Origin of the sequence: Cupriavidus sp. 2TAF22, assembly GCF_052115045.1 — a bacterium.
Taxonomy (GTDB): domain Bacteria; phylum Pseudomonadota; class Gammaproteobacteria; order Burkholderiales; family Burkholderiaceae; genus Cupriavidus.
Genome location: NZ_JBFRFX010000006.1, coordinates 237,367 through 252,652, shown reverse-complemented (window position 1 = coordinate 252,652; position 15,286 = coordinate 237,367). Strand labels below are relative to the sequence as shown.

Here is a 15,286-nt window from a genome sequence, read left to right as displayed (position 1 = left end):
TCAGGGGAGCCCCTTCGCCATGCGCTCGGGATTGACCAGCCGGTCGTAGTCTTCCCCGCTCAGCAGGCCCAGCTGCATCGCCGCGGCGCGCGGCGTGATGCCGAGCGCGATGGCGGTGCGGGTAATCTGCGCGGCACGGTCGTAGCCAATGACCGGATTCAGTGCGGTCACGGCGAGCAGCGCACCCTCCACGTTGGCGGCCAGCTTCTCCTGGTTCACCTCGAGTCCCGCGACCAGCTTTTCGGCCAGCAGGCGGGCACTGTCCGACAGGATGCGGATCGACTGCAGCACGTTGTGGATCAGCACCGGCTTGGCGACATTCAGTTCGAAGTTGCCGGATGCGCCCGCCATGGTGACCGCGACGTGATTGCCCATGACCTGGATGGCCGCTTGCACGGCCACCTCCGCGATGGTCGGATTGCGCTTGCCCGGCATGATCGACGACGTCAGGCCATCATCCGGAATCGTCAGTTCTCCCAGGCCGCAGCGCGGTCCCGACCCCATCCAGCGCAGGTCGTTGGCGATCTTGGTCAGGGAGGTGGCCATGACGTTGAGTACGCCGGAGAGTTCGACCAGCGCATCGTGCGCGGACATGCCCTCCACCTTGCAGGGGCTGGGGCGGAACGCCAGGCCGGCGAGCCGGCCGGCTTCCTCGCAGAACGCCTGGTCGAATCCCGCGGGTGCATTGAGGCCGGTGCCCGCCGCCGTGCCGCCCTGCGGCAATTCCAGCAGGCGCGGCAGCACGCTGTCGAGCCGCGCGAGACCATTGGCGGCCTGCGCGGCGAATCCCTCGAACGCCTGGCCCATGCGCATCGGCACGGCGTCCATCAGGTGCGTGCGGGCCACCTTGATCACGTCCGCGAAGGCATGGGCGCGGTCCAGGAGCGCATCGCGCAGGCAGGCGAAGGCCGGCTGCAGCCGGTCTCTGACTTCCAGCGCCGCGACCATCTGCATCACGCTCGGGAAGCTATCGTTGGAGGACTGCGAGGCGTTGACATGGTCGTTGGGATGGATGGGCGACTTGGTACCCAGCGGCTGGCCCAGCAACTCGTTGGCGCGATTCGCGATCACTTCGTTCGCGTTCATATTGGTCTGGGTGCCGGAGCCGGTCTGCCAGATGGTGAGCGGGAAGTGCGTGTCGAAGCGGCCGTCGCGCAGTTCCCCGGCGGCCGCGACGATGCTCTGCGCCAGCCCCGCGTCCAGCGCCGCGCAGCGCACGTTGGCGCGCGCCGCCGCCATCTTGTGCAGGCCGAAGGCGCGGATCAGGCAGGCCGGGAAGCGTTCCTCGCCCACCGTGAACAGGCCGAGGGCGCGTTGCGTCTGCGCGCCCCAGTAGCGGTCTGCGGGAATGTCCACCGGACCGAAGGCGTCGTGCTCGACTCGGGTCATGGTCATCGTCTTCAGTCCAGTGAGATGTTCGTTTTTGCCGCCACGGCCTTCCAGCGCGCGATCTCGGCTTCGGTGTGCAGGCCGAGCGCGCGGCCCGTGTATTGTTCGCGCGGCAGCATCTGGATCGCCTGGCCTGCCATCTTCGCGGTGAACGCCGGATCCGACATGACCTTGAGGTAAGCCTCCTGCATCTTGTCGAGCGCCGCCTGCGGCGTGCCCTTTGGCGCATAGATCCCGTACCAGGTCGCGGCCTCGAAGCCCGGCAACACGCTCTCGGCCAGCGTGGGGACGTCCTTGAGCTGCGCCACGCGGGTGGCCGAGGTCACCGCAAGCGGGCGCACCTTGGACTCCGTGATCTGCGGCAAGGCGGTATTGGTCTGGTCGAACATGCCGTCGACCTGGCCGCCGATGACATCGATCAGCGCCGGCCCCGCGCCCTTGTAGGGCACCAGGGACACCTTCATGCCGGCAGCCGACGCGAACAGGGCGGCGATCAGATGCGAACTGGAGCCCATGCCGGCGTTGCTGATGAAGAGCTTGCCGGGGTTCTTCCTGCCGAAGTCGACCAGCGCGCGGATGTCCTTGGCCGGATGGTCCTTGCGGACCATCAATACCATCGGCGTATCCGGAAAGCGGAACACCGGCGCGAAGTCCCTGACCGGATCGTAGGCAAGCTTCTTGTACAGCGCCGGAGCGGCGCCCATGTATCCCATGTGGCCGACCAGCATGGTGTAGCCATCGGGCGCGGCGCGCGCGGCCTTGGCCGCGCCCACCGTGCCGCCGGCGCCGGGCGAGTTGTCGATCACGATCGACTGGCCGACTTCGCGCGATACGCGCTCCGCGATGGTGCGCGCCAGGGCATCGGTGGGCCCGCCGGCGGCGAACGGGACGATCCACGTGACCGGCTTGGCGGGATAGCCTTGCGCGGCGGCCGGATGGCTGGCGGCGATCAGCGCCGCGGCGCCGGCCACGCGCGCCAGGGTGGCAAGAAACGAGGGCTTGGTACGGGTCATGGATGGTCTCCTCCGGGTGGGCGGATATGTTCTTGTGAGCTTCAGGTCGTGGCCTTCGACAGCGGAATGCCGGGGGTATGCGGGTTGGCCTCGCTGGCGTCTTCGCCCAGCAGGTTGCCGTCGTCCAGCGCGGCATCGGCGGCCGCGGCATCGGGATAGCGCTCCGGGTAGAGATGGCGCGCGGCCACTTCCGGGTCGAACGTGCCGGACCACTTCGCCACCACCACGGTCGCCACGCTGTTGCCGATGGTGTTGCAGGTCGAGATCGCCATCGACAGGAAGCGATAGACGCCGAAGATCACCGCCAGCCCCTCGACCGGCAGCATGCCGGTGGAGGTGACGGTCGCGGCGAACACCACGAAGGAGCCGCCCGAGACGGTCGCCGCGCCTTTCGATGTCAGCAGCATCAGCAGCAGGATGCCGATCTGGTGATCGAGCGAGAGCGGTACCCCGTAGGCGTGGGAGATGAACATCACGCCCATCGCCATGAACAGAGAGGTGCCGTCGAGGTTGAAGGCATAGCCCGTGGGCAGCACCAGCCCCACCGTCTGCTTGGCGCAGCCCAGGCGCTGCAGCTTGATCAGCAGGCGCGGCAGCGCGCTTTCCGAGGACGCGGTGCCCAGCACGATGAGGATTTCATCCTTGATGTAGCGCAGGAAGCGCCACAGGCTGAAACCCGCCAGCCTGGCGATCAGGCCCAGCACCACCGCGATGAACAGCGCCACCACGGCGTAGAAGCTCAGCACCAGTTGCGCCAGCGCAACCAGCACCGCCGCGCCGTTGCTGCCGACCGAGTAGGCCACGGCGCCGAAGGTGCCGATCGGCGCGAGCTTCATCACCAGGTTGATGAACGAGAACAGCACCTCCGAGATGGTGTCCAGGCCGCCGTTGATCTTCTCGCGCCGGCCTTCGGGAATCGCCAGGATGCCGATGCCGACCATCACGGCCAGTACCACCACCTGCAGCAGTTCGCCCTTGGCGAACGCGCCCACGAAGTTGTCCGGCACGATGTGGGCCATGAACTCCAGGAAGCCTTGCGGCGCCGCCGCCTTGGCGACCGGCGGCGCGGCGCCTGCCGCAACGCTCGTCATGCCCTTGCCGATCTGCAGCAGGTTGCCGGCCAGCAGGCCAACGACCAGCGCGATGGTGGAGATCACCTCGAAGTAGACGATGGAGCGCCAGCCGACCCGGCCCGCGCTCTTCACGTCGCCGGCCGACGCGATGCCATGCACGATGGTGAGAAACACCAGCGGGGCCACGCCCGCCTTGATCAGCGACAGGAACATGTCGCCCAGCAGCTTGAGCTGCGAGGCGAACTTCGGGAAGGCGAAGCCCACGATGATGCCGAGCACCAGGGACAGCAGCACCTGCATGCCCAGCTTGCGGTACCACGGGAGCTTGCGCGCCGGCGGCGGCGCCTCGGGGGTTTGCTTGGTTTCGTTGTACATATTGTCTTCCTCCACCCTCAGTTCAGGCAGGCACGCGCGCGGAGCGTGCGATGGCGCGGTCAACCATCTGCGGCGCGAGGCCGAGGTAGTTGCACGGGTCGGTGAGCCGCTCGATGGCGGCGCGGTCGAAGTGCTTCGTGACTTCGGGCAGGGCGGCCAGCGCGTCGGCGAGGGAGCCGCCTTGCTCGTTGACCGTGCGGCAGGCGTCGTAGACCACGTCATGGGCCTGCTGGCGGCCGATATGCGGGGCCATGCCCATCATCACGGCCTCCGCCACGATCAGGCCCCTGGAGATGCCGAGGTTGTGCTTCATGCGCTCCGTGTCGACGATCAGGCCGCCGAGCGCGAACTTGGCCTGGTGCAGCGCGCCGGCCGTCAGGATGAAGCTCTCGGGGATGGCGATCCACTCGGCGTGCCACGGGCCGGTGGCCCGCTCGAAGTCCTGCACCATCGCATCCACCATCAGCCCCGCGTGCTGGCGCACGGCCTTCGATGCGGCGAGCATGAGTTCGCTGGAGATGGGGTTGCGCTTCTGCGGCATCGTGCTGCTGGCGCCGCGGCCCTTGACGAAGGGCTCGTAGACCTCGGCAAACTCGGTCGAGGCCATGATCATGATGTCGAGCGCGATCTTGCCAAGCGAGCCGGTGACGAGCGCGAGCAGGTTCACGGCCTCGGCGAAGCCGTCGCGCGCCACGTGCCACGTGGTGTCGGGCACGCCAAGCCCCAGTTCTTCGGCCAGCGCTTCCTGCACCGCGAAGCCCTGGTCGCCGAGCGAGGCCAGGGTGCCGGCCGCGCCGGCGAATTCGACCACGGCCACGCGGGGGCGCAGTTCGGCGATGCGCTGCTGATGGCGATCGAACATCGCCAGCCAGATCGCGACCTTGTAGCCGAAGGTCACCGGCAGCGCCTGCTGCAGGTGGGTGCGGCCGGCCATGGGCGTGTCGCGGTGCGTCTTCGCCAGTCCCCCCAGGATGCCGCGCAGTTCGCGGATGTCGGCGTCGATGGAATCGAGCGCGTCGCGCACCTGCAGCGCGACGGCGGTGTCCATGATGTCCTGCGTGGTGGCGCCCCAGTGCACGAAGCGGCCGGCCTCGCCGCACATCGCGACAAGCTGGTGCACGAGCGGCAGGATCGGGTAGCCGACGATATCGGTTTCCTCGCGCATGTGATCGAAGTCGATGCGCTCGAGGCGCGATTCCCGCGCGATCACTGCCGCCGCTTCGGCGGGAATCACGCCGACGCGTGCTTCGGCCGCCGCCAGGGCGACTTCGACATCGATATAGCGCTGGATCAGCGCCCCGTCGGAAAAGATCTGGCGCATCTTCTGCGTGCCAAAGGCATCGCGGAACAGGATGGAGTCGACGACGGTGCTGGCCATGGGGAGGGTGGGATTCGGCATGAGGGTCTCTTGGTGCTGGTGAAGGGGGGTGTCAATATGTTCGGACATATCTATACTTTAGTATGTCCGAACATATTCAGCAAACCAGTGTTAACCCGCAGCTGGACAAATGTGATTCCCCTGGCCCAAGATTCCGCCTTATGAGCAGACCCCATTTCGCAAGCATCGCCCGTGAACTCACGGATGGCATTACCTCGGGACGTTTCCCGGTTGGCTCGCTGTTGCCGACCGAACTTGAGTTGTGCGAGCAGTACCAGACCAGCCGCCACACGATCCGGGCGGCGTTGCAGGAGCTTCAGCAGCTGGGACTGGTATCGCGGCGCAAGAATGTAGGCACGCGGGTCGAGGCGGCCAGGCCAACCAATGTCTTTCGCCCGACCCTGGCTTCGGTGGATGACCTCGTGCAGTTCGGCTCGGAACACCTGCGGGTGGTGCGCTCGGTGGAGTCGCTGGAAGCGACCGGCGCGCTGGCCGCTGAGCTGGGTTGCGCAAGCGGCACGCGGTGGCTGCGCATCACCAGCCTGCGGATGGTCGGGGAGGCGGGCGGGTCACCGATCGGCTGGACCGACGTCTATGTCGATCCGGCCTACGCGGACCTTGGCGACATCGTGCGCGCATCGCCGGGCACCCTGATCAGCGCGCTGATCGAAGAGCGCTATGGCCGCCACATCGCGGAGATCTACCAGGACATCCGCGCCTGCACGGTGACGGATGCGGCCATGGCGCGCGCCCTGCAGCTGGAGGTGGGTGCCGCGGCGCTGAAGATCGTGCGCCGCTATCTGGACACGGCTGGCGAGGCGTTCGAGGTATCCGTGACCGTGCATCCCGCCGAGCGGTATTCCGTATCGATGCGACTACAGCGCTCGGGCGCGTGAGCAGGATTGCCGAGGCGCGGATTTTTCGCGGGCGGTGTCGATTTCCGGTGCCCCGGCCCGTCGTAGTGTCAGAGCTGCCCGTCGGGCCCGCATCCCGCGGGCCCTGAACCGGCTTCGTGGCCGCGCGGCCGCGCGGCTCCAGCCACTTGTTCCAGGAGAAAGACGATGCGTGTCATGGTGATGGTAAAGGCGACGAGCCAGTCGGAAGCCGGCAAGATGCCCGGCGAGGAGCTGCTCGCGGCGATGGGCAAGTTCAACGAAGAACTGGTCAAGGCGGGCGTGATGCTCGCGGGCGAGGGCCTGCATCCGAGCGCCAGGGGCAAGCGGGTGCGCTTCTCGGGCAGCCAGCGCAGCGTGATCGACGGCCCGTTCGCGGAGACCAAGGAGCTCGTCGCCGGGTTCTGGCTCTGGCAGGTCAAGTCGATGGAAGAGGCGGTGGAATGGGTCAGGCGCTGCCCCAACCCCATGGAAGGCGACTCCGAGATCGAAATCCGCCCGCTGTTCGAGGCCGCCGATTTCGGCGATGAATTCACGCCCGAGCTGCGGGCGCAGGAAGAGCGCGTGCGCGCCGAGGCCGCGGGCAACGCGGGCGGGCCGCGCTGAGGCCTGCCCACCCCGGGGCACTGGCGGCGTCCTCCGGTCCCATGGCGGGCCGCGGGATCTCGCCGCCGGTCCCGGCTTCGCGCGCACGTCGGTGAAGCGCTACCTCACCAACCGCTTCCGCGCCGGGGGTCCTAGCCGGCCGCCGCCAGCGATTCCGTGCCCGGCGCCGGCATGTTCTCGACTCTCAGCGTCTGCGGCACCGACAGCGCGATATCGGCCGCGCGCAGCCGCTTGAGGATCTCGAACAGCAGATCGCTCTTGGTGGTGGTGGCGATGCGCGGGCTGCCGACATAGCCCGTCACGCTCAGCGTGATCCCGTTCGGCGCGAGCTGGTTGAACGTGACCGACGGCGCGGGCAGGTCGAGAATGGTCTCGTTCTCGCGATAGGCATCGAGCAGCAGGTCTCGCACCTGCTCCGGATCGATGTTCAGCGGGAAGGTCAGCAGCAATGTCGCCACGCCCTGGGTGCTGTTGCTCATGGTCACGTTGCGCAGGTTCTGCGAGATCAGCTGCGAGTTCGGCACGATCACGGTGGAGCGGTCGCCGAGCTGGATCTCCGTCGCGCGCACATTGATGCGCCGGATGTCGCCCTCCACGCCGCCGATGCTGACCATGTCGCCCACCTTGACCGGCCGCTCGGTCAGGAGGATCAGCCCCGAGACGAAGTTCTTGACGATCTCCTGCAGGCCGAAGCCGATGCCAACCGACAGCGCGCTGACGATCCAGGCCAGGTTCTCCCATCTGACGCCCAGCAGCGACAAGGTCAGCAGTACCACCAGCACGTAGCCGACATTGCTGAACAGCGTGATCAGCGAGGCGCGCAGGCCGGGCTCCGTGAAGACCTTGGGCAGCAGTTCCGCGTCGAGCCAGCGGCGCACCGAGCGCAGCAGCCAGATGCCGGCCGTCAGCGCGATCATCGCGTTCATGATGCGCTCGGGCATGATGTTGAGGCTGCGCAGCCTCTCGCCCCCGAGCACTGTCAGCAGGCTGTTGAGCAGGTCGACGGGCGTGGTGCCGAAGCCGCCGGTCAGCAGGGCGATCACGGCCACCAGGAGCAGCAGGCTCGCGCCAATCCCGGACAACACGGTGGAGACCTGCTCCAGGTGGCTGTCGTTCGCGCCGAACAGCTGCTTGATCACGCGGCCACTGGTGTGATGCGACGAGAACAGGCCTTGGCAGATATCGCGCGTCAGCCGTGTCAGCAGGTACAGGCTGCACAGCACGATGTCGAACCAGACCAGCTCGTAGGTCAGGAAGCGCGCGAAGCTGATATAGCCGACCAGCAGGGCGCCGAGCGAGGCAATGATCGTGATCGTCACGCCGGCGTGGATCATGCCTGCCAGCGCGGCTCGCGCTTCTGGCGGCTCACCGGCCGCCGCCAGCGCGGTGCGCACGCGGTTGGCCCGCAGCAGCGCCGCGCCGATGGTCAGCACCACCACCAGCGAGACCAGGCCGCGGCCCAGCAGCGTGACCTGCACGCTGGTGTCGGCGGTCCGGTTGAGTTGTTCGAGCGTACCGGCCAGCAGCAACAGGCCGGCCAGCACGGTCGGGAACGGCTTCATTGCCAGCGCCACCGGGTCGGCCAGCGCGGGCAGGCGCCACGACGGGTGGCGCGTGCACAGCAGCGCCCGCCCCAGGCCCGCGATCAGCGCGCTGGTCAAGGTCAGCTTCGCCAGTTCGCTGAGCAGGTCCTGCAGTTCGGGCGGCAATGCATAGTGGCGGGTGAAGGCGGTGTAGACGATCTGTACCGCGAGGGCCGTCGTCACCAGGGTGGTCAGCGTAGTCGCCAGTGCCAGGGCGCTGCGGCGCAACCGGCTTTCCGGCAGCCGCGTCAGGCAGAACCATGCCAGCGCCCGCTCGATCAGCAGCCGGCCGAGTGTCCACACGGCCAGGGCGAGCAGGAGGAGCGCGGCGGTGACGGCCTGCTGCCCGGGCTGCCACGCCAGTTGCAGCATCGACACGAGCTGTTCCTTGAATTCGCCCAGCCGCTCCTGGTCGTCCATCGACGGCGCGGACAACGGCGCCCAGAACTGCGGGTTCAGGATGCTTTCCGAGCGCAAGGCGAGCTGGTTCTTCATCTGGCTGCGCTGCAGCTTGCCGAGTTGCGACTTCAGGTTGGCGATGTTTTCCTTGCTCTCGGCCGCCTGCTTGAGCTCGACGTCCATTTGCGCCCTGCGCGCATTGAGGTCAGCCCGTTGCCGCACGACGGCGGGCGCCTCCGGCGTCCTGCCGGCTTCGGGCGGCGGGCCGAGCACATCGAGCTGTGCCTGCAACTGCGCGCGCTGGGGCGTCAATGCCGTGGCCAGCTTGTCGACGTCCGTCGCCAGTTGCTGGATGACGTCGTCGAGCCCGTCGAGCTTGGTGCCGCTGGTGGCGCTCGATGCCAGTTGCTTGATGCGATCCTGCTCGGTCTGCAGGCGCTTGAGCTCGGCCACCGCCTCGGCGTGCGTCAGGATAGCCGGCTGCGATGCGGCGGCCTCCGACGCCGCTTCGGCGGCAAGGGCTGCCGGCAGGGCCGCCGGCGTCAGGTGGAACAGTGCGACCAGCACAAGGCTCAGCGCGAGCTTGGGAAAATGGCTCATAGCGGAAACACGTTTCGGATGGTCTGGCTGAGCCGGCAATCGCACAATGGCTTGCGATTGTCGTGGCTTCGCCTGCTGGCGGAGCGTCGGGGAACGACAATCGAGGTGCTGGACGGCCGGGGCGCCGGGGAGGAACACAAGGAAGGGGCGCCGCATGACCGGCGATCCACTTCCGCGAGGGGTGGTCAGTGGCCTGGCGGTGTTACCGCGCTCGGGGCCTGCACCGGCCTGGCTGGCGCGGGGTGTGATGACCGGGATTCAGGCGATCGGCTGGCTCGCTGGCGAGCGGATCGCGGAAACCTGGATTATACGCAAGCGTTCAAGTCACACGGCGCGGTGCCGCCAGGCGACGCGCCTTGCTGTTTGCGTGCCGGTCAAGATGGCGCCCGAGCCGTCGCGGCGGGCGAGCGCGGACATGCCGCGGCGAACGCGGCGAACACGGCGCAGATCGCGGCGCCATCCTGGCAGCCCGGTCCGCCAAGTACTATGCTGCCTAGGCTTGGGCAAGGAGGCCGTATGTTGCCGGGTTCCCGCAGTAGTGGCAGGGCGAAGCGCATCGTGCGCGGCATGGCATGCGCGCTGGCTTCGTGCGCCGTGACGGGCTGTGCCGTCGACAAGGGCGCCGCGCCGCCCGATCTCCAGCCCGCCGATGCGGTCCGCACGATCGCCACCATGCGCGCCTCCGGCGTGCAGATCTACCTGTGCAAGCGCGATCAGAACGGGCAATTGCTCTGGAGCTTCAAGGCGCCCGAGGCAGACCTGTACGACGCCGACGGCAAGCTCGCCGTCAAGCACTACGCCGGCCCGAGCTGGGAAGCGCCCGATGGCAGCAAGCTGACCGGCAAGGTTTTGCGGCAGGCGGCGAATGCGCGGGAGCCGGGCAGCATTCCGCTATTGCTGTTGCAGGCGACGAGTGTCGGCGGCGCCGGCCTGCTGGGGTCCGCGCGCTATGTCCAGCGGCTGAATACGCATGGCGGCGTGGCGCTGCCCCAGGCCTGCACGCAGGAAGGGCAGGAAGACCGCGTGCCCTACCGGGCCGACTACGTCTTCATCGAATAGCGCGCGGTGGGCCGCCGGCGGCGAGACGGAGGCGGGTGAAATGACCCGCCTTGGCGGGTCACCGGAAAATCTCGCACAATAGGGAACGCACCGACTATCCGCGCAGGTTCCCAGATGAAAGCATTCCTGATCACTTCCTTCCTGGCGTTGTCCGCGTTCAGCGGCGCGGCTTTTGCGCAGGTCGACGACCAGTCGAAGCCGCAGGCGCTGATCCAGACCGTGACGCAGCAGTTGCTCAACGAGGTGCGCACGCACGCGGTCGCGCCAGGCGATATCCCGCGGATCATATCGATCGTGAACCGGGACATCCTTCCCTACACCGACCTGCACCGCACCACGCAGCTCGCCATGGGCCGCTACTGGCGCGCGGCGACGCCGGCACAGCAGCAGCAGGTGATCGAACAGTTCAAGTTGCTGCTGATCCACACTTACGCGGGCGCAATCGCGCAGCTCCGCCCGGACCAGCAGATCGAGTATCCGCCGTCGCGCATCGAGCCGACGGAGACCGACGTGGTGGTGCGCACGGTCGCTACCAATATGACGGGCGGCCAGCCATTGCAGATCGATTACCGCCTGCACAAGACCACCGAAGGCTGGCGCGTATATGACCTGAACGTGCTCGGCGCGTGGCTGGTGCAGACATACCGCCAGCAATTCAACGACATCATCCAGCAAGGCGGCGTGGACGGCCTGATCCGGTCCCTCGCCGAACGCAACGACCGGCTTGTCTCCGGCAGGCAGTGACATCGGCCGTTGCCGGCCGCGGCTGCGCCGTTTGCGCATTGGCGTTCGGCATCCGGGCCATTTCCGCGCAGGCAGGCAAGTGGTGCTTGCATTTTCTGGATTGTCCGGTAGAATGCGCCGCTCACCTTGCCCAGGTGGCGAAATTGGTAGACGCACTAGGTTCAGGTCCTAGCGGTGGCAACACTGTGGAGGTTCGAGTCCTCTCCTGGGCACCAAGTCATGAAGCAAAAGGCCTGCAGCGATGCAGGCCTTTTGTTTTTTCCGCCCCCCGCCTTGCCCCCGACCCCGCATGATCGCAGTCCGCGCCGGCACGCCGGCAGGGGTATTTCCAGGAAGTTGCCGTGCTGCAGCGTGCGGCATGGCGCGGTCCGCCGCCGCGCCGGACCTGCCTCGCGCCGCCGTCCGCCCCCGGAAAGTCTAATATCGGCTGCCGAAATAAATGAATTCCGCAATACCCGAAAGCCGACCATGATCGTTGCCAAGGGGCAGCGGATCGACTTCTCCCGACCCCAGCAAGAGCAGGCCGGCCGCGGACAAGCGCGGGACCGGCCGGACTCATTATCGAAGTGCTCAAGGAGACTCTGATGATTCCACGACTACTGTCGACCGCCAGCCTGGCTCTGGCCGCCATCCTCGCATGCGGAACCGTCGGCGCACAGCAGCCGCAGCAGCCGATGAACGCAAAGGAAGCCAAGGCGAAATTCGCCGAGACGTTCAAGGCTGCCGACACCGACCACGACGGCAAGCTCACGCGCGAGGAGGCGCAGGCCGGCATGCCCGAGGTCTACAAGCACTTCGACGAGATCGATGTAAAGAAGACCGGCTCGGTCTCGCAAAGGCAGATTGGCGCGTTCTGGGCTGCCAAGGCCAAGCAGCGCGCGACTGCGCAGAATCCGGGCGGGTTGAACTGAGTTGACGACGTTCCCCGGGACCGGCCGGCGTCAGGCCGGCACCGGGGAACGCGAATAGGTGGAGTGCTTGAAGTACGTGAAGTACGCGAAGTACGTGACGCCGATGAAGGACCGCCGAGGTCCTTGCAGTCAGGTCAGCAGGTTGAAGGCGAACCCTAGCGCAATCGCGCCGCCTAGCGCTTCCACTGCCGCCAGCGCGAGAAGGTTCTTCAGAACGAAGGCATCATCCTGCTTGGTCACCATGGTCTTGTCTCCTGAAGTAGGAATCCACGGCTGGAATGTAGTGGCAAGCCAATCGGTACCGATCCACGCTCCAGCCACGTCTCAACTCGCCTTCAGTAGACCGCAACGCAGAACCTGCGAAAAGCTGGCATAAACCCGAATGCAGGCACTCGGGTGAATGCCGACTTGAGAGCGCTGGCGGGAAACGGGAAAATCGTCGCGGATGGCACACCTTCCTCCAGGCTTCTTCCCGAGCGAGCATGCACAAGATGGAAAGCCCCGCGCTGCGTGATTTCGATAGCCTTGTCGAAGCGTCGATGAACGAGTGGCGGGTGCCGGGCGTTGCCGTCGCCGTGATCCGGGATGGCGAGATCCTCCTGTCGAAGGGCTATGGCGTGCGGGATACCGACACCGGCCTGCCCGTGACGGAAGACACGCAGTTTCTCCTGTGCTCGCTGACGAAGTCTTTCACGGCCGCCGGGCTGGGGCTGCTGGTGGACGAGCGCAGGCTCGACTGGGCGCAACCCGTGCGCGACATCATCCCCGAGTTCCGGCTGCACGATGCCGTGGCGACGGAGCGCGTGACGGTGCGGGATCTGCTTTCCCACCACAGCGGACTGCCGCGCCACGACTGGATCCACTCGCCGGGCGACCTCTCCATGGCGCAGATCCTGGCGGCGTTGCGCCATCTGGAGCCAAGCCGCGATCTGCGCGCTGCGTACCAGTACCAGAACCTCGGCTATGTGGTGGCCGGGCACATCGCGGAGCGCATCAGCGGGCAGCGCTGGGAGGCGTTCACCACCGGGCGCCTGCTTGGTCCGCTGGGCTTCGCGCATTTCGGACTCGGCATCGAGGCGCTCGCCGCTGCGCCCGACCACGCGCATCCCCACATCAGGCAGGGCGAAGAAAGCCGGCGCGCGACGCTCACGCCGATCCGCGCGCTAGCCGCCGGCGGGCTCAATGCCTCGGTGTCCGACCTGGCAAGATGGATGCGCTTGCTCATGAACGAGGGCGCCATCGACGGCAAGCCGTTGCTGTCGGCAGATGTCGTGCGCCAGATGATGACGCCGAACGTGCATGCCGGGCGCTCCGTGTTCAGCGAGGTCGGTGACTGTCACTACGGGCTCGGCCTGACGGTGGAGCACTATCGCGGCGAGCGCAAGGTGTCGCATACCGGCTCGTGGGTCGGCTGGGGCACCGCGATGGCGATGCTGCCGGAACGCCGGATCGGCGTCGCGGTGCTGACCAACCGCGACGCCAGCAGCGTGCCGGAAATTCTCGCCTATGCCGCGTTCGACCGGCTCTGTGGCCACCAGCCGGTCGACTGGTTCGGGCGGTTCCGCGCCATGCGCCGCGAGGTGCTGGCCCAGCAGAAGGTCGACCGGCAGGCGCGCGGCGAATTGCGCCGCACCGGAACGGCACCGAGCCACGCGCTTGACGACTATGTCGGCGAGTACGAACACCCGGCCTACGGACGGATCGGCATTGCCAGCGAGGGTGGCAAGCTGGCGTGGTGCTGGCGCGGCATGTCGGGGCCGCTCGAGCATCGCCACTACGACGTGTTCACCGTCCCTGACAAGCCGGCCGAGATCAATCCGGATTGCCTGGCACTCACCTTCGGCTATGACCGGGAGGGCGTCATCGACCGGATCACCGCACCATTCGAGCCAATGGTCGCGGACATTGTCTTTCGCCGCAAGGCCGCCGGCGATGTGCTCGATCCCGCCTTCCGCGCGTTGTGCGCCGGCAGGTTCCTGCATGGCGCGCAGGAAATCGATGTCGTGCTCGACGCGGCGGGCGAGCTGACCTTGCGCATTGCGACGCAGCAGGTTCGCCGGTTGTTGCCGTTCGACGGGCGGTCCTTCGATATCGAGGGGCTCGCCGGATATCGCGTCGCGTTTCGCAGCCCCTCGCCGGGCGTGGTGGACGCGCTCGTCTTCTACCAGCCGGATGGCACGTTCCTGGCGCCGCGACCGGTCATGCCGGCCTGAACGCAGTGCAGCATGGTGCCGCCCGATCCTGCCGGCCCGGGTGAGGCGCCGCCGGGTTTTCCGGATGGCGGCGCTTGCCGGGCGCCAGATTGGCTCCCAATGTCGCGCGGGATCTCCTAACCTTCCTGCACGGACTGGATCGCAGGCGCTCGCGCAAGCTGCGGGCAGCCGCAAATCGCGACGTCGCCGGCCATCGGCCCCCGGGCCCGTGCTCCGCTGCGGCGGCTCGCGGAATCGGACGGCGAAGGGAGGACGAGATGTGCGATCTGTGTGAACTGTGTGATGACGCCCGGCATGCGAGCCATGTTTCGCGCCGCGGCTTCCTGAGGACCGGCGCGCTCGCCGCGCTGGCGCCGTGGAGCATCGGTGCCGCACTCGCGGCCGATGCGCCGGCACCGGGCGCGCCGCCGCAGAACGCGATCGCGCCTGCGCAGGCGTTGAAGCGGCTGATGGACGGCAACGCGCGCTATGCGGCGAACACGCCCGACGAGCGCGATTTTTCGTCCGGCCGCGCCGCCCGCGCGCAGGTGCAGTACCCCATTGCCGCGATCCTGGGTTGCGCCGATTCCCGTGTCGCGCCGGAGCTGGCCTTCGACCAGGCGCCCGGCGACCTGTTTGTCGTGCGCGTCGCCGGCAATATCGTCAGTCCCGACTTGCTGGCCTCCCTGGAATACGGCATCGAGTTCCTGGGGGTGCCGCTGATCGTGGTGCTCGGCCACACCAACTGCGGCGCGGTCGACGCCGCGATCAAGGTGCTGAAGGACAAGGCGGTCCTGCCCGGGCATCTGCCGGGCCTCGTGGCGGCGATCAAGCCGGCGGTGATCGCCGCGGAAAAGACCGGGCCCGCCGACCTGCCCGGCAGCGCGGTCGCGGAGAACGTGCGACGGCAGGTGATCCGCCTCAAGGCCTCGCCGCCGGTGGTGCAGAAGCGCTACGGCGACAAGAAGATCGACATCGTCGGCGCGGTCTACGATCTGCAGAGCGGGAAGGTCGCGCTGGTGTAGGTCGCGCTCGTGCAGGCGGCGCGGCGGCCGCAACGCCTGACGCGCG

At 67.5% G+C, this 15,286-nt stretch carries 12 protein-coding genes and 1 tRNA gene; 8 read left to right on the top strand and 5 right to left on the bottom strand.

Annotation, left to right across the window (positions count from 1 at the left end):
- The 4 genes from AB4Z48_RS10200 to AB4Z48_RS10185 are packed head-to-tail and all read right to left on the bottom strand — an operon-like array spanning position 1 to position 5,249.
- Positions 1-1,395 (bottom strand): class II fumarate hydratase, encoded by a 1,395-nt coding sequence (locus AB4Z48_RS10200; RefSeq protein ID WP_441613800.1) that lies wholly within the window; start codon positions 1,393-1,395, stop codon positions 1-3.
- 5 nt (positions 1,396-1,400) lie between these two features.
- Entirely contained in the window at positions 1,401-2,402 is a 1,002-nt protein-coding gene (locus AB4Z48_RS10195; RefSeq protein WP_441613799.1) for a tripartite tricarboxylate transporter substrate binding protein BugD, read from the bottom strand.
- A 41-nt stretch (positions 2,403-2,443) separates the two neighbouring features.
- Positions 2,444-3,850 (bottom strand): cation:dicarboxylate symporter family transporter, encoded by a 1,407-nt coding sequence (locus AB4Z48_RS10190; RefSeq protein WP_441613798.1) that lies wholly within the window; start codon positions 3,848-3,850, stop codon positions 2,444-2,446.
- A gap of 22 nt (positions 3,851-3,872) precedes the next feature.
- Positions 3,873-5,249: a class-II fumarase/aspartase family protein gene (locus AB4Z48_RS10185; RefSeq protein ID WP_441613797.1), complete on the bottom strand. Its 1,377-nt coding sequence runs from the start codon at positions 5,247-5,249 to the stop codon at positions 3,873-3,875.
- A gap of 140 nt (positions 5,250-5,389) precedes the next feature.
- Here AB4Z48_RS10185 and AB4Z48_RS10180 point away from each other — a divergent pair, with 140 nt between their 5' ends.
- Both AB4Z48_RS10180 and AB4Z48_RS10175 read left to right on the top strand, forming a co-directional pair.
- The gene (locus tag AB4Z48_RS10180; protein WP_441613796.1) at positions 5,390-6,124 is read left to right on the top strand and encodes a GntR family transcriptional regulator; all 735 of its coding nucleotides are present in this window, start codon (positions 5,390-5,392) and stop codon (positions 6,122-6,124) included.
- Positions 6,125-6,289: 165 nt separating this feature from the next.
- Complete coding sequence (locus AB4Z48_RS10175; protein WP_441613795.1) at positions 6,290-6,727, top strand: YciI family protein; 438 nt, start codon at positions 6,290-6,292, stop codon at positions 6,725-6,727.
- Between the two features lie 131 nt (positions 6,728-6,858).
- On the opposite strand, the gene AB4Z48_RS10170 is transcribed toward AB4Z48_RS10175, so the two are convergent.
- Entirely contained in the window at positions 6,859-9,309 is a 2,451-nt protein-coding gene (locus tag AB4Z48_RS10170) for a DUF3772 domain-containing protein (protein ID WP_441613794.1), read from the bottom strand.
- A gap of 516 nt (positions 9,310-9,825) precedes the next feature.
- Here AB4Z48_RS10170 and AB4Z48_RS10165 point away from each other — a divergent pair.
- From AB4Z48_RS10165 to AB4Z48_RS10140, 6 genes are all read left to right on the top strand, one after another.
- The gene (locus AB4Z48_RS10165; protein ID WP_441613793.1) at positions 9,826-10,368 is read left to right on the top strand and encodes a DUF3455 domain-containing protein; all 543 of its coding nucleotides are present in this window, start codon (positions 9,826-9,828) and stop codon (positions 10,366-10,368) included.
- A 114-nt stretch (positions 10,369-10,482) separates the two neighbouring features.
- Positions 10,483-11,112, top strand: coding sequence for an MlaC/ttg2D family ABC transporter substrate-binding protein (locus AB4Z48_RS10160; protein WP_441613792.1), 630 nt, complete (start codon positions 10,483-10,485; stop codon positions 11,110-11,112).
- 128 nt (positions 11,113-11,240) lie between these two features.
- Positions 11,241-11,327 (top strand) — tRNA-Leu (locus AB4Z48_RS10155).
- 369 nt (positions 11,328-11,696) lie between these two features.
- Positions 11,697-12,023, top strand: a complete 327-nt coding sequence (locus tag AB4Z48_RS10150) for a calcium-binding protein (RefSeq protein WP_441613791.1) — start codon at positions 11,697-11,699, stop codon at positions 12,021-12,023.
- Positions 12,024-12,505: 482 nt separating this feature from the next.
- Positions 12,506-14,236, top strand: coding sequence for a serine hydrolase (locus AB4Z48_RS10145; RefSeq protein ID WP_441613790.1), 1,731 nt, complete (start codon positions 12,506-12,508; stop codon positions 14,234-14,236).
- A gap of 89 nt (positions 14,237-14,325) precedes the next feature.
- The gene (locus AB4Z48_RS10140) at positions 14,326-15,240 is read left to right on the top strand and encodes a carbonic anhydrase (RefSeq protein WP_441613789.1); all 915 of its coding nucleotides are present in this window, start codon (positions 14,326-14,328) and stop codon (positions 15,238-15,240) included.
- Positions 15,241-15,286 lie beyond the last annotated feature (46 nt).